We start from the raw sequence: 16,583 nt of genomic DNA, 5'->3' as shown, positions 1-16,583 counted from the left end.
ACGGAAAACCGTTACACGCTTTTCCTGGGATTGCTTTAGCCGGCACGCCGCATGCGGGCCGCGTAGAAGCCGTCGAGGCCGGAAATCGCGGGTGCGCCCAGCACCATGTCGGCGGGCGTGGTGCGCAGCGCGCCATCGGATGTGAGGAACGGGTCGAGACAGGCAAATTCACCCGGCCGGATCGGATCGGTGGTCACCCCCGGATTGTCGACCAGGAAGGCGCGGTAGAGTTCCTCGCCTTCCCGCGGATCGAGCGAACAATTGGAAAAGACGATCCGGCCGCCGGGCCTGACCAGCATCACGGCGCGGGCGAGCAGCCTGCGTTGCAGGTCGGCGAGTTTTTCGACGTCCGCCGCCGTCTTGGTCCACGGCACGTCGGGATGTCGCCGAACGGTACCGGTCGAGGAACATGGCGCGTCGAGAAGCACGGCGTCGAACAACTCCGCCGGCTCGTATTTGAGCAGATCGGCCTGGACGATTTCGGCGGAGAGGCCGAGGCGCGCAAGGTTCTGCGTCAACCGCGCCAGCCGGTTCTTCGAAGTGTCGACGGCGGTGACCTTGGCACCGGCGAGAATGAGCTGCGCGGTCTTGCCGCCGGGCGCGGCGCAGAGATCGGCGACGCGCAATCCGCTGACATCGCCGAACAGTCTTGCCGGCAAGCTGGCGGCCGCGTCCTGGACCCACCATGCACCCTCCGCGAAGCCCGGCAATTCGGTGACGGCGCCGGCAAGCTTCTCCACCCGAACCGTGCCCGTCGGCAGGACAATGCCGCCAAGCTTTTCGGCCCAGAGTTCGGGATCGGCCTTGACCGAGAAATCGACCGGCGCCTCGTGGCGGTGGGCAGCCAGGATCCGCCGGGCCTTCTCGGCGCCGTAAGCGGCCTTCAGCCGGTCGGAAAACCATTTCGGCGCTTCGTCGGTGGCGGCAAGCGCGGCCGGAAGCTCGGATTCCTTGGCCCGCGCGAGCGTGCGCAGCACACCGTTGACCAGGCCGGAAAAGCGCTGCGTGCGAGGATCGGACTTGGCGTGGGTCACCGCGAGGTCGACGGCGGCGCTGTCGGGAATATCGAGGAACAGGATCTGCGCCGCCGCCACATACAGGATATGGGACAAGGCGGTTGCGTTGGGCGGCAGCGGGTTTTCCAGGCGCCGCGCCAGGAGCCCCGCTATGGTCATGCGGTAGCGCAGCGCGGTGACCAGTATGGCGCGTACCAGGCCACGGTCGCGCAGATCGAGCGCCTTGTATTGCGGATGGCCGTTCTCGTGATCGGTCAGGCCGTCGAGCGGCGTGCGGGCGTCGATGACGGCGGCCAGCAGTCGCGCCGCCGCCTTGCGCGCGGCAAGGCCGGCAACGAATTCGCCGCCGGCATTGTGATCCTGATCGCCTGGAACCGTGCGTCGAGGTGCCCTGCCCGCGACGCTCACGACCACCGGCCCTTGGGCCCGGTCGGATTGCGACCCCACGGATTGGATTTTGGGCTGGCTGGCCCGGTCGCCGGTTCTGGCGCGGCTGGCTTGCCCCACGGTCCGGTCATCTCCGGCTCGTCAGCCTGGGTTGACATCGGCGCTTGGCGCTGCGTGGCTGGCGGAGCGCCTTCGCCCATCCGCTGTGCCATCGCCTGCAGCGCGGCGATGCGGTTGTCGGTGCTCGGATGGGTGGAGAACAGACTGTCCATGCGCTCGCCATGCAGGGGGTTGATGATGAAGAGATGCGCCATCGCCGGATTGCGCTCGGCATCGGGATTGGGAATGCGTTCGGCCCCGCGGGCGATCTTGTCAAGCGCGGAGGCCAGCCACAGCGGGTGTCCACAGATTTCGGCGCCGCGCCGGTCGGCCTCGTACTCGCGAGTACGGCTGACCGCCATCTGCACGATCATGGCGGCGAAGGGCGCCACGATCATCGCCGCCAGCACGCCGACAAAGCCGAACGGATTGTTGTTTTCGCGGCTGCCGCCGAGGAAAAAGGCGAAATTGCCGAGCATCGAGATGGCGCCGGCAAAGGTGGCGACGATGGTCATGGTCAGCGTGTCGCGGTGCTGGACGTGGGCGAGCTCATGCGCCATCACGGCGGCGACCTCCTCATGGGTCAGCCGCTGCAGCAGGCCGGTGGAGGCGGCGACCGCCGCGTTCTGCGGATTGCGTCCGGTGGCAAAGGCATTCGGTTGCGGATTGTCGATCAGATAGGTCCTGGGCATCGGCAGGCCGGCCTGCTTGGCCAGCGCCTGGACGATGGCGTAATATTCCGGCGCGTTTTTCTCGTCGACCTCGACGGCGCGATTCATCGACAGCACCATCTTGTCGGCGTTCCAGTAGCTGAACAAATTGGTGCCGGCGGCAATGACCAACGCGATCATCATGCCGCCCGAACCGCCGATCAAAAAGCCGACGCCCATGAACAGCGCCGTCATGGCGGCGAGAAGCATGGCGGTGCGAATGGTATTCATCGTCTGCTCCTGTCCGGATGGTGGTGAAAAAGGCTCGATCCTCGTGAGGTCATCGCTATATGATGGGAAACGCCCGTTCCCGTTTCAATCCACTGGAAATATCGCATGAACGACGAAACCAGTAAAACGCCGCCCGGCCCGGACGATGGCACGCCGCCACGGGAGCTGACGCCCGCCGCCCGCCGCGCGCTGCAGGAAGCCGAGGCAAGGCGGCAGGACTACCGCCGCAAGGAAGCAGCACTTCCGCGGGAGATCGGCGGCCGTGGCGGCAAGGAGCCCGGCCGCTATGGTGACTGGGAGGTCAAAGGCCTGACCAGTGATTTCTAGCGACTGATCTCAAGCAGCGTTGCGCTGCGGCTCGAGCGCAACCCAGCCTCGCTCGTCGACGGTGATGCCGATTGCGTCATAACCTGATATCGCGGCGTGCTGTGTTGCCAGGGGGTGCTGGTGCGTGGCGTTGATCACCATGACCGAAGCGCCCGCCGCCTCCGCCGCCGCGATGCCGGCCGGGGCGTCCTCGAACACCAGGCAATCGCGCGCGTCGAAGCCAAGGCGTCTTGCGCCGAGCTGGAAGCAATCTGGCGCCGGCTTGCCGCTGGAAACGTCCTCCGCCGCGACGAGGACCGCAGGGACGGGAATGCCGGCGACCTTCATGCGTGCACGCGCCAACGAGCGTGGCGCCGAGGTTACGATCGCCCAGCGCTCCGGCGGCAGGGAATTGAGGAATGCCACGGCGCCGGCGATCTGGACGATGCCGTCGAGATCGTCGGCCTCGGCCTTCAGCAGCAGATCCGCTTCGTGTCCCGGGTCGACGCCCGGAAGCGCCAGGGCGGTGATGGTCTCGATCGCCCGTACGCCGTGGATCGTCGGCAGGAAGGCCGCGACATCGAGGTCGTGGCGCCGCGCCCAATCGCCCCAGACCCGCTCCGCCGAGGCGATGGAATTGATGAGCGTGCCGTCCATATCGAAGAGGAAGGCGGCGAATTTTCTGCCAGCAAACATGATTTTCCTTGAAGTGTGGGGAGGGGTCGAGGGAGGACGCAACCGTAACGCCAAGGCGCTGACATGGAAAGGCGCGCGAGCGCATTTGGGGAAAGGCGCGGGAGCGCATTTGGGACGCGATCCAGGGAACCACCGTCACCTTGCAACGTTTCAAACGTACAATTCCCCGCGAACCAGGGACGACGCCCATGCTGATACGCCTCGGCTATGAGATTGCCATCGAATGCGCCGAGGCCACTCCGGTGATTTCGCTGCTCGAGATTCACAAGGACAGGCAGGCCGACATCAAGCGGCAGACGCGTGTCCTGACCTCGCCTTCGGTGCCGACCAGACTCTATCATGACCTGCACGGCAATGCCTGCCGCCGCTTCACGGCGCCGGCCGGCGGCTTTCGCATCCTTTATGACGCGGTCGTGGAGGACAGCGGCGAGACGGATGAGGTCAATACGCTGGCCCGGGAAATGCCCGTCGCCGAGCTGCCTGACGAGGTGCTGTTCTATCTCTTGGGCAGCCGCTATTGCGAGACGGATCATCTGAGTAACCTTGCCTGGCAGCTCTTCGGCCATCTTCCTTCCGGCTGGGCGCGGGTGCAGGCGATCGTCGACTATGTCCATAACCGCCTGTCCTTTGGCTACGGCTATGCCCGTTCGACCCGCACCGCCGCGCAAGCGCACGAGGAACGTGTCGGGGTGTGCCGAGACTTTGCCCATCTGGCGATCACGCTCTGCCGCTGCATGAACATTCCGGCGCGCTACGTGAACGGCTACCTCGGCGATATCGGCGTGCCGGCGGATCCCGCGCCGATGGATTTCTCGGCCTGGATGGAAGCCTTCCTGGACGGCAAGTGGTATACATTCGACCCGCGCCACAACCGGCCGAGGACCGGTCGCGTCGTCATTGCGCGCGGCCGCGACGCCACCGACGTTCCCTTGCTGCACAGTTTCGGCCCGCACCGGCTGAGCTTGTTCAAGGTATGGACCTACGAACAGGAAGGCAGGCTGTTCAATCCACCCTATCACGGCATCGACAGGACGGTCAGCGCGCGGATGCTGGCCTAGCTGCGTTGATATTCAGGTGAGGCCGGGCTGCAAATGGCTTGACCTGACCTGAATCTCAACACACCTGGCCGGGTTTGTGCCTCGACATGCTTCGCAATCCTGGGACAGTTGGCCCGCTTCGGGACAGAGATGCTGTGCCGCAACAAGACGTCGCCGGACACCGGACCAGCACTTCGCTATGGGCATGGTAAGCGTCCGGTAAAGGTGCGCGCGGATACACGCTGACGTTTACCGACCGTTCACCTTCTTACCCCGTGAAAATCCAATAAAAGCAATGTTCTGCTGGTGAATTCCCGATCGCGGATCGGGTCGCCTCCCGTTCCGGCTGGAATCCTGCATTGCCCCCGATGCGGCGACGAGGCCGAGGCAAGTGGAGGCTGTTGGATGCGGAATTACGGGGGTCTTGTTCACGCGGTCGGCGGCTTCGCCAGAGACCGCAGTGGAAATTTCGCGGTCCTGTTCGGCTTTGCTGCCTCGGTCTTGGCGCTGGCCGCAGGCTTCTCGGTCAATATCACGCAGCTCTACAACGCCAGATCGAGCCTGCAGGGCGTGATCGACGCGGCAGTGACATCGACGGCACGTGACCTGACCACCGGCGCCATCAAGGAGGCCGACGCAAACAAATCCGTGCAGGCCTTTCTCGACGCCAACGGCACGGGGGGCATTCTGCACGCTGGCCAGATCGTGCTCGACAAGCTGATCGTCGACAGGACCGCCAACACGGTCCAGGCGGATGCCCACGTCGATGTCGGCCTCTATTTCCCGTTGTTCAGCACCGGTGACATGCAGCGCGTCGGCGCTTCCACCACAGCGCTCTATTCCGACAAGCAGATAGAGGTAGCCATGATGCTCGACATAACGGGATCGATGGCCAGGCGGGGCAACGTCAACAAGATCGGCGATCTGAAAGTCGCCGCGACGAACGCCGTCAAGACGATGCTCGAGAACCAAGACCCGAAGAACCCCCGCGTCCGTGTCGCGATTGTGCCCTATGCATCTGGCGTGAACGCCGGAAAACTGGCCGAAAACGTCTATGCCGAGAAGCAAGGGAGTTCTGAACTACCACCCGTCGCCGGCAGTTCGCTTCTCGTTGCCAAGACGGGCAAAAATCTGCTGCCGTCCTTCAGCGACTACGTCTCCATTGTTGGGGCGGCCATGCCACACCCGGATAGTTGCGCTACCGAGCGCAAGAATAAGAACGGCGATGCCGACTTGAGCGCCGATGGCCCTGACACGGTTCGCATAGACAGGAACGGCAAGAAATATTATGCCCTGGTAAATCGGGACGATCATCTCAGCGACCAGGGAATGAACAAGTGTCCTGACGCGCAAGTGATCCCGCTGACCGCGGATTCGGAGGCATTGCTTGATTCGATCGACGACTTCCAGGCCGATGGTTATACGGCCGGCGCGATCGCCATTCAGTGGACCTATTACATGCTGTCGCCGCAATGGCGCGCTGCGATCGAGAATGCCGGTCTCGGCAACGGCGCTTCGAACGCCGATGCGAAGAAGGTCGCCAAGGTTGCGATCCTGATGACCGATGGCCAGTTCAATACCGCCTTCGCGGGTGTTGCTGGGAGATACAACAGCCAGGGCAATCTTGCGCGCGGCAATGCTGAAACGCTGTGCGACAATATGAAAAATGACGACATCGAGATTTTCACCATCGGCTTCGACCTCAACGATAAGGATATGTCGGCAACCGAGAGGGATCAGGCAAAGGCGGTGCTAAAGGATTGTTCTTCGAAAGACGCCTCCGCCGCCGAGAGACATTATTTCGAGGTGTCCACCGGGCTGGAATTGGATAATGCCTTTCAGGAAATCATCCGCAACACCGAAAAGGTCGTACTGACCCAATAGACCGTAAAAAGGAAAAGGCCGCCGCTTCTTTCGAAGCCGGCGGCCTTCCGTGTTTCCGTCCATGGCGCGGCTCAATGGTGGTGACGCTTACGTCACCGACCGCGCATCTCGCGCCTTAACGGGAAGACTGCTTCCCGAAAGTGCAATCCGCTGAGCCCACGTTCTGGAAAACGAAATCACTCGACATCGGATCACCTCCTTTCGATTTGTTGAACACACACTCATGATGGGGTGCGTTGCAGCAAATGACAAGATGCCGGGTGGAAAAAGCGTGACGTGCTTGCGATCCGCGGCCCAAAAGGACAACATCGCGTCATCGACTGCGGGGAAGGGCATGGACGCCACCGAAAGAGCTGCGCGCATCGTTCGAACGGTAGTCGAGGCGATCAAGCCCGGCTTCGCGGTCAGGCTGTGGACCGGCGAGCGGATCGGCCCCGCCACCGGCCCCGTGCTGATCATCAACGACCACGATATTGTCTGGCAGATCGTTCGCCGACCGTCCCTGTCGACTCTTATCGAGATGTGGATTTCCAAGGCAGTCGACATCGAGGACGGATCGCTGTTCGATTTCTATGCCCTGCCTTCGACGGGCAAGCTGCGGTCGAAGCTGAAGGCATTGCCGAAACGGGCGCTTCTGCGTGACTTGCCGGCGGTGCTGTTTTCGAGAAAGCAGATGGCGTCGCGAGTTGATCTCGCCGGGCGCAACCCGTTCGTCAGCGGCTCCAGCAAGGAGGCGATCCAGCATCACTATGATATCTCGAACGCCTTTTACGGGCTCTTTCTCGACGAGCGCATGGTCTATAGCTGCGGGTATTTCCAGGATTTCGCAAACGGCATCGACGAAGCGCAGGTCGACAAGCTCGACCATATCTGCCGCAAGCTTCGGCTGAAGCCCGGCGAAAGATTGCTCGACATCGGCTGCGGCTGGGGCGCGATGCTGATCCACGCCGCGAAAAACTATGGTGTCGTCGGACACGGCGTCTCGCTGTCGCAAGCCCAGACCTCACTAGCGCGCGAGCGCATTCGCGCCGAGGGTCTGGAGGACAAAATCACCATCGAGATAAAGTCCTATGCGGAGCTCACCGGCACCTTCGACAAGATATCGTCCATCGGCATGTTCGAGCATCTGGGCCTGGCAAACCATGCCGCTTATTTCTCCGCTGTCCACCGGCTGCTGAAACCGGGCGGCATCTATCTGCATCACGCCATCACAAGGCGCAGCAAGGGCGACATCAAGAAGACCCTGCGCAAGGGGCCGGAATACAAGGCGCTGATCAAATACATCTTCCCGGGTGGCGAACTCGACACGATCGGCATGACATCAGGCAATCTCGAAGCACACGGCTTCCTCGTCTATGACGTCGAGAATTTGCGCGAGCACTATGCCCGCACCTGCAGGCTGTGGGCCGAGCGTCTGCAGGCGCGGTTCGACGAGGCGATCGCCGAGGTCGGCGAAGCCAAGGCGCGGCTGTGGCTGCTTTACCTGAGCGGCTGCTCCATCACCTTCGAACGCGCCTCGGCGCAGATATTCCAGACTGTCGCCACCAAACGCGCGCGAGGCCCGAGCGGCCTGCCACCGACGCGGGCGGATCTTTATCGATAGGCTTGGGCCGGAAGGTCAGACGAACCGCATCGGCGCGCCGGTCTCGACACGACCGGGCCGGTCGACGGTGCAGTAGACGCCGAGGTTGTGGGCGTTGTGGCGGACCAGATTGCGCAGGATGGCGGGGTCATGGTCGAAACCATCCTGGGCGATGATGGTGAAGCCGCAGCGGCGGCACGGCTCCGAGATGGTCAGGACGAGGTCGCCGATGGCGAGCTTCTTGCCGATCCATTCGGTTTCAGGAAACGAGCCGTCGACCGAGGCCATGTCGACGACGATGTTGGGACGGAAGCGGCGCGGATCGGCGACCCCCTCCGGATGGAGCGCCTCCAGCCGTGCCAGCGAGGCGGTGGTCAGGAGATGGATCGGCGCCTTGCGGTAGCGCTCCGCGGTCAGCGGCCCGGCATAGCCGGCCGCGTTCTCCCCGCGGAACGGCCGGATCGAGGCGCGGAAGCCGAGATAGGCCGACACGACGCGGTCGCATTCGGCGCCGGGGGCGGCGAGCCAGTCGCCATCGGGGACGGCGATTTCCAGTTCGCTGTCGCGGCTCAGCCGGGTGCGGATGCGCGGCACCTTGTTCCACTTGGCGTCACGATCGGGCCGGGCGATCTCATTGTCCGAAGCATCGACAAGGCCGAACAGGCGGTCGCCCTCGATCCCAGCCGGTCCAACCAGGATGGTGTCCCGGCGCTCGCCGGCGAGCGAACTTGCCGGATAGCGCCACAACTGAGTGACGGTGCCCAATACCGCGTCCTCCCGCATCAGCCCTTCTTGTTCTGCCTGTTGGCAACGAGGTCGTCGACCACGGCCGGATCGGCAAGCGTCGAGGTGTCGCCGAGCGCGGAAAAATCATCCTCGGCGATCTTGCGCAGGATGCGCCGCATGATCTTGCCCGAACGCGTCTTGGGCAGGCCGGGCGCGAACTGGATCTTGTCCGGCGTGGCGATGGCGCCAATCTCCTTGCGGACATGGGCGACAAGCTCCTTGCGCAGATCCTCGCTCGGCTGCCCGCCGGCCATCAGGGTGACGTAGCAATAGATGCCTTGGCCCTTGATATCATGGGGATAGCCGACGACGGCGGCCTCGGAAACCTTGTCATGGCTGACCAGGGCCGATTCGACCTCGGCCGTGCCCATGCGGTGGCCGGAGACGTTGATGACGTCGTCGACGCGGCCGGTGATCCAGTAGTAGCCATCGGCGTCGCGGCGGCAGCCGTCACCGGTGAAGTATTTTCCTTTGTAGGCGGAGAAATAGGTCTGCACGAAACGGTCGTGATCGCCATAGACGGTGCGCATCTGGCCGGGCCAGGAATCGGTGATGCAGAGGTTGCCGTCGGCCGCACCGTCCACCACCTTGCCCTCGCTATCGACCAGCTGCGGCTTGATGCCGAAGAAGGGCCGTGTCGCCGAACCCGCCTTGAGGTCGGTGGCGCCCGGCAGCGGCGTGATCAGGATGCCGCCGGTCTCGGTCTGCCACCATGTATCGACGATCGGGACCCTGCCGTCGCCGACGACGTTGAAATACCACTCCCAGGCTTCCGGGTTGATCGGCTCGCCGACCGAGCCCAGCACGCGCAGCGACTTGCGAGAGGTCTTCTTCACATGCGCGTCGCCGGCACCCATTAGCGCGCGCAGCGCCGTCGGCGCGGTGTAGAAGATGTTGACCTTGTGCTTGTCAATGACTTCCCAGAAGCGCGACTGAGAGGGGTAGTTCGGCACGCCCTCGAACATCAGCGTGGTGGCGCCGTTGGCGAGCGGCCCGTAGACGATGTAGCTGTGGCCGGTCACCCAGCCGACATCTGCGGTGCACCAATAGATGTCGCCGTCATGATAGTCGAAGACATATTGGTGCGTCATCGACACATAGACGAGGTAGCCGGCGGTGGTGTGCAGCACGCCTTTCGGCTTGCCGGTCGAGCCCGACGTGTAGAGGATGAACAGCGGATCCTCCGCCTTCATCTTCTCCGGCTTGCAATCAACCTTCACCGTCGCGACTTCGTCGTGATACCAGACATCGCGTCCCGGCGCCCAGCCGATCTTGCCGCCGGTGCGGCGCACGACCACAACGGTCTTGACCTTGACATGGTGCTTGGCGGCGATGTCGATCGCCTTGTCGGTGTTTTCCTTGAGCTGAATGGGCTTGCCGCCGCGCAGACCCTCATCGGCGGTGATGACGAAGGTCGATTCGCAATCGACGATGCGGCCGGCCAAGGCGTCCGGCGAAAAGCCGCCGAAGACGACCGAATGGATAGCGCCGATACGCGTGCAGGCCAGCATCGCGTAGGCCGCCTCCGGGATCATCGGCATGTAGATGGTGACGCGGTCGCCTTTCTTGACGCCGTGCTTCTTCATCACATTGGCGAGCCGGCAGACGTGCCCGTAGAGTTCGTTGTAGGTGATTTTCTTGTCGTCGTAGGGGTTGTCGCCTTCCCAGATGATGGCGGTCTGGTCGCCGCGCTTCTTCAGGTGGCGGTCGATGCAATTGTACGAGACATTGGTCTGGCCATCCTCGAACCACTTGATCGAGACCTTGCCGTCGAAGGAGGTGTTCTTGACCTTGGAGAAGGGCTTGAACCAGTCGATGCGCTTGCCGTGCTTGCCCCAGAACTTGTCCGGGTTCTTCACGCTGTCGGCATACCATTTGAGGTAGGTGTCATTGTCGATCAGGGCGTTCTTCTTCCACGCCGGCTGGACGCGATGGACATGAACCTCGGACATTCTTGGCTTTCCTCCCGAACCAGTCCGCCGGCTTGAAACGCCCGCGGGATCGCGGCGACGCAGCCGCGAATTCGGCGGCATTATTACCAGTTCCGTCGCGACGGCAACATTAGACGTTGGATTCGCGCGGCGGGATGCCGCAGGGGCGCTTTCCGGAACTGTCAGCACTCGACGCGGTTCGCTGCTAACCGCATGTTTTTACTCGAAAAGTTCCCTTTGAGATCAACAAAAATCAATAGACAGTTAAGTAACGGCGCGCACAATTGGCAGCTGGGAGGAAAGGAGAATCAACCAGGGGACCACCCAAGGGGACCATAATGCGCGACCATCTTGAAATGGACCTGATGCTCAAAGGCTACGGCCTGACCACGGCCAAGATTCTTTATCATTTCCCCGACCACCCGCATCTCCTGCAGAGCTTCGTCTGGCAGGACTACGACATCGCTCCGAAGTTTCCGGTGCTGATCCGGTTCATCGAATTCTGGAAAGCCAAGCTCGACGGGCCCCTGCATTCGGTGCTCTACACGCACCAGAAGCTTATCGCGCCGAATGAATGGCGCAAGGTGGATGGGGAGTTCGTGCTGCATTGAGCGGTGATACAGCTGATCTTCCCGCAAGGGGGGGAGATTGGCAGCTTCAACGCCAGCGCGGCTCAAACCGCCGGCGGGTTCAGCCGGGCGAAGCCCTCCTGGCGGCGATAGGGGAAGTACGGGTAGGGCGCGGTGACTTCGCTTGCGGCGTCGAGCTTCTTCACCTGCTCCGGTGTCAGCGCCCAGCCGACGGCGCCAAGGTTTTGGCGCAGCTGCTCTTCGTTGCGAGCGCCGATGATAACGGAGGAAACGGTCGGGCGCCGCAGCAGCCAGTTGATGGCGATCTGCGGCACGGTCTTGCCGGTTTCCTGCGCCACCGCGTCGAGCTCATCCATGACCCGATAGAGATGCTCGTCCCCGACCGGCGGCCCGAAATCAGCCGTCTCGTGCAGCCGGCTCTTTTCCGGCAGAGGCTGGCCACGGCGGATCTTGCCGGTCAGGCGGCCCCAGCCGAGCGGGCTCCACACCAGCGCGCCGACGCCCTGGTCGAGGCCGAGCGGCATCAGCTCCCATTCGTAGTCGCGGCCGAGCAGCGAATAGTAGACCTGATGCGCGGCGTAGCGGGGATAGCCGTGCTTCTCCGCCAGGCCGAGCGACTTCATCACCTGCCAGCCGGAGAAGTTGGAGGCGCCGACATAGCGCAGCTTGCCGGAGCGAACGAGGTCATCCAGCGTCGACAGCACTTCCTCGATCGGCGTGCCCGCATCGAAGGCGTGCAGTTGCAGCAGGTCGATATAATCGGTGCCGAGGCGCTTCAGCGCGGCGTCGACCGACTTGATCAGCCGCGAGCGCGAGGAGCCGTAGTCGCCCGGCCCGTCGCCCATCGGCAGCGCTGTCTTGGTCGAGATCAGCACCGCATCGCGACGGCCCTTGATCGCTTCGCCGAGCACCTCCTCCGAGGCGCCGTTCGAATAGACGTCCGCCGTGTCGAACAGGTTGACGCCGGCCTCGAGACAGATGTCGATCAGCCGCCGCGCTTCCTGCGCATCGCTGTTGCCCCAGGCGCCGAACAGCGGGCCGGAGCCGCCGAAGGTGCCCGCGCCGAATGAAAGCGCCGGGACTTTCAGGCCCGATGCGCCGAGACGTCGATAGTCCATTTTCTTGCTCCTGGTGGTTTGTGAAGAGGTCGAGAGGATTCGGGTGTCGGCTGGCGTCACGACCGGACGGAGACAGGCGCACCTGATGTGGTGCCACCATCAAGGTGCAGCGCCAGTCCAGCCACGGCGAGCGCCGCGAGCGGCAGCAGGGCGGCGACCCAGGTGAGCGAACCCAGTCCAAGGCCATGGGCGATGACCGCGCCGCCAAGCCAGGCGCCGGCCGCATTGCCGAGATTGAAGGCGGCGATGTTGAACGATGAGGCCAGGCTCTGGCCGGCGCCTTGCGCCTTTTCCAGCATCCACATCTGCAGCGGCGCCACTGTGGCGAAGGCGGCGGCGCCGAGCAGGCCGACATAGATCACGGCCATGACCTGGCTGTGGATGGCGAAGCTCATCGTGGCAAGCACCAGCGCCAGCACCACGAGGCTGCCGAGCACCGCCGGCACCAGCCAGCGATCGGCGATCTTGCCGCCGGCGAGATTGCCGGCGATGAGGCCGCCGCCAAAGACGAGCAGGATCGGCGATACGGCGGCTTCGCTGAAGCCGCTGATCTCGGTGAGCAACGGGGCGATGTAGGTGAAGACGGCGAAGACGCCGGCATAGCCGAGCACCGTGGTGGCGAGGCCGAGCAGGACGGGCGTGCGGCGCAGAACGGCGAGATCGGCGCGCAGATCGCTCTTCTCAGGCGCTGCCTGGCCGCGCGGCACCAGGGCGAGGATGACGGCGAAGGCCGCCAGGCCGACGGCGGTCACCGCCCAGAAGGTCGCACGCCAGCCAAAGGCTTGGCCGAGCCAGGTGCCGAAGGGCACGCCTAGGATGTTGGCGATGGTCAGGCCGGTGAACATCAGCGCGATCGCCGAAGCCTTCCTGTTGGGCGCGACCAGACCAGTGGCGACGACCGAGCCGACGCCAAAGAAGGTGCCGTGGGCGAAGGCGGTGATGATGCGGGCACCCATCAGCGTCCAGTAATCGGGCGCCAGCGCACAAGCGAGGTTGCCAATCGTGAAGATCGCCATCAGCGCCAGCAGCACGGTTTTGCGCGGCCAGTTGCCCGTGGCAATGGTCAACAAGGGTGCACCGATGACGACACCGAGCGCATAGGCAGAGATCAATTGGCCGGCGGCGGAGATCGACACGCCGAGGTCTTTGCTGACATCGATAAGCAGGCCCATGATGACGAATTCGGTAACACCGATGCCAAAAGCACCGGCGGCGAGGGCATAAAGAGCAAGAGGCATGGCGATCGTCCCATCTGTCGGCGAAGGACGCTCAGTCCGCGCCCCGGCCCTGAAGATCATGATCCGCGATGTTGTGAACCAGACTTGCTCAAGGCACACTTCTTGTGAAATAGATTCACAGATGGCCAGGCCCGACATCAACCGTTCCGGCGAGATCGAAGTCTTCGTGCGCGTCGTCGAGGCGGGTAGTTTTTCGGCCGCGGCGCGGCAGCTGCGGATGACGCCATCGGCGGTGAGCAAGCTGATAGCACGGCTCGAAACCCGGCTTGGGGCGCGGCTTGTCAGCCGCTCGACGCGCAAGCTCCAGCTCACGCCGGAAGGGACGGCGTTCTACGACAGCGGCGTGCGCGTGCTCGCCGACATGGACAAGGCCGAGCGTGAAGCCGCGGCGGGAGCCGCGCCGCGCGGCAGGCTGAGGGTTAACAGCTACGTACCGTTCGGCCAACACCGGCTGATGGAACTGCTGCCGCGCTTTCTGGAGCGCTATCCCGAAATTTTCGTCGAGGCTGTGCTGACCGACAGCGTGATCGACCTGCTGGAAGAGCGGGCCGATGTCGCGATCCGCGCCGGCCCGCTGCGCGAATCAAGGCTGGTGGCGCGCAAGCTGGGTCAAAGCCGAATGGTGGTGGTCGCGGCACCTTCCTATCTCGAAGCACATGGCACGCCGCGCACGCTGTCCGATCTCGGGCGTCACAACATGCTCGCCTTCAGTTTCGCGCGGCATATCGACGGCTGGCCTTTTATCGATACGGCAGGCGCGCCGGTGATCACCCCGGTTGTCGGAAACCTGGCATTGACCGATGGCGAGGCGATGCGCCAAACGACCGTCGCCGGGGCCGGCATTGCCCGACTGGCGCGCTGGCATGTCGAACCCGACATTGCCGCCGGCCGGCTGGTGCCGCTGCTGGAACATTTCAACCCCGGCGACGAAGAGCCGACGCATGCCGTCTATGTCGGCCAGGGCAAACACCTGCCGGCACGTGTGCGGGTCTTTCTCGACTTTCTTGCCGAGACCGTTCGGCTGTAATCGAAGCCGCGCGTCGATGAGACGCGCGGCGTAGAAGGACCGGCTTGCCAGCGGTACGCGCTATGCCTTCGGCACGAAAGGCCCCGGACGACGGCCGGCGCCCTGGCGTTCGACCATCCAGCCGGGATATTCGGCGGGTAATGCGCTCACTTCGTCAAGCCTGGCGAGATCGTCGGCATCGAGCTTGAGGCTGGTGGCGGCAAGGTTCTGCTCGAGCTGGTCCATGCGGCTGGCGCCGATGATCACGCTCATCACGAAAGGCTTTGCCAGGACATAGCCGAGCGCCACGGTCGCGACGCCGACATCATGCTTCTCGGCGACCTCCCGCATGACGGCGACCGCCGCCCAGGCGCGGTCCTCGTTGACCGGCGGGAAGTTGAAGGACGCGCGGCGGCCCTCGCCATTGCCCGGCGCGCCGGGCCCATATTTGCCGGACAGCAGCCCGCCAGCCATCGGCGACCACACCATCAGGCCGAGCTTCTCCTCGTTGATCAGCGGCACGATCTCGCGTTCGAGGTCGCGGCCGGCGATCGAATAATAGGACTGGATGGTTTCGAAGCGGGCAAAGCCCTTGCGGTCGGCGATGCCGAGCGCCTTGGCGATGCGCCAGGCCTGCCAGTTGGAGACACCGACATAGCGGACCTTGCCGCTGGAGACGAGATCATCAAGTGCCCGCAGCGTCTCGTCGATCGGCGTCACCGCATCGGTGCCGTGCAACTGATAGAGATCGATATGGTCGAGCTGCAGCCGCTCCAAGCTGGCGTCGACCGAATCCATGATATGGCCGCGCGAGGAGCCGCGCTGGTTTGGTCCCTCACCCATGGCGCCGTGGACCTTGGTGGCGATGACCACGTTTGACCGGGCAACACCGAGATCCCTAAGCGACTGACCAAGCAGGCGTTCGGACTCGCCGACGGAATAGACGTCAGCCGTGTCGAAGAAGTTGACGCCGGCGGCGATCGAGCGGCCGACGATCTCGTTGACGCCCTTCTGGTCGAGGCTGGCGATCAGGCCCCATTGGGCGTTCTGGCCGGCGGCGCCGAAGGTCATGGTGCCGAGGCAAAGTTCGGAGACGAATAGCCCCGTGTTTCCAAGCTGATTGTAACGCATCGTGAGACTCCAGGAGGATGTGCGGTGACATCAGGCAAATAGGAACGGCACGTTTCGTTTCAAGCACTGGTATAATGGTGCTTGTGGATCAGGCCCAGCGATATGCAGGGCAAGCTGGAAATTCGGACTACCGGCTTCCAAAAATCGCCGAACCGACCCTGACGCTGGTGGCGCCAAAGGCGATCGCGGTCTCGTAGTCGCCGGACATGCCCATCGACAGTTTGGCGACCCCGGCTTCCTTGCCGAGTTTCTCCAACAAGGCGAAGTGGGGGCCGGGGTTCTCGTCCGCCGGCGGGATGCACATCAGGCCTTCGATGCCGAGGCCGTGCACTTCCCGGCAGCGTCTGACGAAGGCGACCGCCTCGCTCGGTTCGATCCCGGCTTTCTGCGGTTCGGAACCGGTGTTCACCTGGACATAGAGTTTTGGCGCACGGCCTTGCCGGACAATTTCCTTGGCGAGCTCCGCGGCGATCTTGTCGCGGTCGACCGTCTCGATGACCTCGAACAGAGCCACCGCTTCCCTCGCCTTGTTCGACTGCAGCGGACCGATCAGGTGCAGTTCGATGCCAGGGAAAGCTTCCTTCAGGTCAGGCCATTTGCCTTGCGCTTCCTGCACGCGGTTTTCGCCGAAGACGCGCTGGCCGGCCTCGATGACCGGGCCTATGTCGGCGGCGTCGAAGGTCTTGGAGACTGCCACCAGCGTCACCGCGCCGGCTTTACGGCCGGCCTCCCGCTCGGCGGCGGCGATCTTCGCCTTGACCGCGAAAAACTGCTGAACGGTGTCGCCCATATGCAAATCCCGCTGTTTTGACCCGCGTTTTTGTCAGCCGCCATG

The 16,583-nt window shown here is 63.6% G+C and carries 15 protein-coding genes; 6 read left to right on the top strand and 9 right to left on the bottom strand.

Going from position 1 to position 16,583, the window contains the following annotated elements; all coding sequences use genetic code 11:
• Positions 1-35 precede the first annotated feature (35 nt).
• Entirely contained in the window at positions 36-1,424 is a 1,389-nt protein-coding gene (locus LB516_RS09860) for an RsmB/NOP family class I SAM-dependent RNA methyltransferase (protein WP_224719430.1), read from the bottom strand.
• Positions 1,421-2,443 carry a zinc metalloprotease HtpX gene (htpX, locus tag LB516_RS09855; RefSeq protein ID WP_224719429.1) on the bottom strand — a complete coding sequence of 341 codons (1,023 nt, stop codon included), beginning with the start codon at positions 2,441-2,443 and terminating at the stop codon, positions 1,421-1,423. Before htpX ends, LB516_RS09860 begins: the two co-directional genes overlap by 4 nt.
• A 105-nt stretch (positions 2,444-2,548) precedes the next feature.
• On the opposite strand from htpX, the gene LB516_RS09850 reads away from it, so the two are divergent.
• Positions 2,549-2,770 carry a DUF1674 domain-containing protein gene (locus LB516_RS09850; protein WP_015315148.1) on the top strand — a complete coding sequence of 74 codons (222 nt, stop codon included), beginning with the start codon at positions 2,549-2,551 and terminating at the stop codon, positions 2,768-2,770.
• Between the two features lie 9 nt (positions 2,771-2,779).
• Here LB516_RS09850 and LB516_RS09845 read toward each other — a convergent pair whose 3' ends face one another.
• Positions 2,780-3,445: an HAD-IA family hydrolase gene (locus tag LB516_RS09845; RefSeq protein WP_224719428.1), complete on the bottom strand. Its 666-nt coding sequence runs from the start codon at positions 3,443-3,445 to the stop codon at positions 2,780-2,782.
• A 188-nt stretch (positions 3,446-3,633) separates the two neighbouring features.
• Here LB516_RS09845 and LB516_RS09840 point away from each other — a divergent pair, with 188 nt between their 5' ends.
• From LB516_RS09840 to LB516_RS09830, 3 genes are all read left to right on the top strand, one after another.
• Complete coding sequence (locus LB516_RS09840) at positions 3,634-4,503, top strand: transglutaminase-like domain-containing protein (protein ID WP_015315150.1); 870 nt, start codon at positions 3,634-3,636, stop codon at positions 4,501-4,503.
• 384 nt (positions 4,504-4,887) lie between these two features.
• A complete protein-coding gene (locus LB516_RS09835; protein ID WP_224719427.1) occupies positions 4,888-6,366 on the top strand; it encodes a TadE/TadG family type IV pilus assembly protein in 1,479 nt (492 codons plus the stop codon).
• A 334-nt stretch (positions 6,367-6,700) separates the two neighbouring features.
• The gene (locus tag LB516_RS09830; protein WP_140712399.1) at positions 6,701-7,969 is read left to right on the top strand and encodes an SAM-dependent methyltransferase; all 1,269 of its coding nucleotides are present in this window, start codon (positions 6,701-6,703) and stop codon (positions 7,967-7,969) included.
• A 15-nt stretch (positions 7,970-7,984) separates the two neighbouring features.
• Here LB516_RS09830 and LB516_RS09825 read toward each other — a convergent pair whose 3' ends face one another.
• Together LB516_RS09825 and acs are read right to left on the bottom strand one after the other, a co-directional pair.
• Positions 7,985-8,731 carry an MOSC domain-containing protein gene (locus LB516_RS09825; RefSeq protein ID WP_140822691.1) on the bottom strand — a complete coding sequence of 249 codons (747 nt, stop codon included), beginning with the start codon at positions 8,729-8,731 and terminating at the stop codon, positions 7,985-7,987.
• Positions 8,731-10,686, bottom strand: a complete 1,956-nt coding sequence (acs, locus tag LB516_RS09820) for an acetate--CoA ligase (protein WP_224719426.1) — start codon at positions 10,684-10,686, stop codon at positions 8,731-8,733. Before acs ends, LB516_RS09825 begins: the two co-directional genes overlap by 1 nt.
• A gap of 317 nt (positions 10,687-11,003) precedes the next feature.
• On the opposite strand from acs, the gene LB516_RS09815 reads away from it, so the two are divergent.
• Complete coding sequence (locus LB516_RS09815; protein ID WP_224719425.1) at positions 11,004-11,276, top strand: usg protein; 273 nt, start codon at positions 11,004-11,006, stop codon at positions 11,274-11,276.
• Positions 11,277-11,338: 62 nt separating this feature from the next.
• On the opposite strand, the gene LB516_RS09810 is transcribed toward LB516_RS09815, so the two are convergent.
• Both LB516_RS09810 and LB516_RS09805 read right to left on the bottom strand, forming a co-directional pair.
• Positions 11,339-12,373 carry an aldo/keto reductase gene (locus LB516_RS09810; RefSeq protein WP_224719424.1) on the bottom strand — a complete coding sequence of 345 codons (1,035 nt, stop codon included), beginning with the start codon at positions 12,371-12,373 and terminating at the stop codon, positions 11,339-11,341.
• Positions 12,374-12,429: 56 nt separating this feature from the next.
• On the bottom strand, positions 12,430-13,611 hold the full coding sequence (locus LB516_RS09805; RefSeq protein WP_224719423.1) for an MFS transporter: 1,182 nt from the start codon (positions 13,609-13,611) through the stop codon (positions 12,430-12,432).
• A gap of 121 nt (positions 13,612-13,732) precedes the next feature.
• Here LB516_RS09805 and LB516_RS09800 point away from each other — a divergent pair, with 121 nt between their 5' ends.
• Complete coding sequence (locus LB516_RS09800; RefSeq protein WP_224719422.1) at positions 13,733-14,638, top strand: LysR family transcriptional regulator; 906 nt, start codon at positions 13,733-13,735, stop codon at positions 14,636-14,638.
• A gap of 60 nt (positions 14,639-14,698) precedes the next feature.
• On the opposite strand, the gene LB516_RS09795 is transcribed toward LB516_RS09800, so the two are convergent.
• Together LB516_RS09795 and LB516_RS09790 are read right to left on the bottom strand one after the other, a co-directional pair.
• Positions 14,699-15,748, bottom strand: coding sequence for an aldo/keto reductase (locus tag LB516_RS09795; RefSeq protein WP_224719421.1), 1,050 nt, complete (start codon positions 15,746-15,748; stop codon positions 14,699-14,701).
• Positions 15,749-15,875: 127 nt separating this feature from the next.
• Complete coding sequence (locus LB516_RS09790) at positions 15,876-16,538, bottom strand: YggS family pyridoxal phosphate-dependent enzyme (protein WP_140662539.1); 663 nt, start codon at positions 16,536-16,538, stop codon at positions 15,876-15,878.
• Positions 16,539-16,583 lie beyond the last annotated feature (45 nt).

This window comes from Mesorhizobium sp. CO1-1-7 (assembly GCF_020164885.1).
Taxonomy (GTDB): Bacteria; Pseudomonadota; Alphaproteobacteria; order Rhizobiales; family Rhizobiaceae; genus Mesorhizobium; species Mesorhizobium australicum.
Note: the sequence above shows the minus strand (reverse complement) of the source record. Positions and strands in the feature narration are given on the sequence as shown.

Coding starts and splice junctions, on each gene's coding strand:
- LB516_RS09825 (WP_140822691.1), bottom strand. CDS start 8,731: ATGCGGGAGGACGCGGTATTGGGCACCGTCACTCAGTTGTGGCGCTAT.
- LB516_RS09840 (WP_015315150.1), top strand. CDS start 3,634: ATGCTGATACGCCTCGGCTATGAGATTGCCATCGAATGCGCCGAGGCC.
- LB516_RS09830 (WP_140712399.1), top strand. CDS start 6,701: ATGGACGCCACCGAAAGAGCTGCGCGCATCGTTCGAACGGTAGTCGAG.
- LB516_RS09805 (WP_224719423.1), bottom strand. CDS start 13,611: ATGCCTCTTGCTCTTTATGCCCTCGCCGCCGGTGCTTTTGGCATCGGT.
- LB516_RS09850 (WP_015315148.1), top strand. CDS start 2,549: ATGAACGACGAAACCAGTAAAACGCCGCCCGGCCCGGACGATGGCACG.
- LB516_RS09845 (WP_224719428.1), bottom strand. CDS start 3,445: ATGTTTGCTGGCAGAAAATTCGCCGCCTTCCTCTTCGATATGGACGGC.
- LB516_RS09835 (WP_224719427.1), top strand. CDS start 4,888: ATGCGGAATTACGGGGGTCTTGTTCACGCGGTCGGCGGCTTCGCCAGA.
- htpX (WP_224719429.1), bottom strand. CDS start 2,443: ATGAATACCATTCGCACCGCCATGCTTCTCGCCGCCATGACGGCGCTG.
- LB516_RS09815 (WP_224719425.1), top strand. CDS start 11,004: ATGCGCGACCATCTTGAAATGGACCTGATGCTCAAAGGCTACGGCCTG.
- LB516_RS09795 (WP_224719421.1), bottom strand. CDS start 15,748: ATGCGTTACAATCAGCTTGGAAACACGGGGCTATTCGTCTCCGAACTT.
- LB516_RS09800 (WP_224719422.1), top strand. CDS start 13,733: ATGGCCAGGCCCGACATCAACCGTTCCGGCGAGATCGAAGTCTTCGTG.
- acs (WP_224719426.1), bottom strand. CDS start 10,686: ATGTCCGAGGTTCATGTCCATCGCGTCCAGCCGGCGTGGAAGAAGAAC.
- LB516_RS09790 (WP_140662539.1), bottom strand. CDS start 16,538: ATGGGCGACACCGTTCAGCAGTTTTTCGCGGTCAAGGCGAAGATCGCC.
- LB516_RS09810 (WP_224719424.1), bottom strand. CDS start 12,373: ATGGACTATCGACGTCTCGGCGCATCGGGCCTGAAAGTCCCGGCGCTT.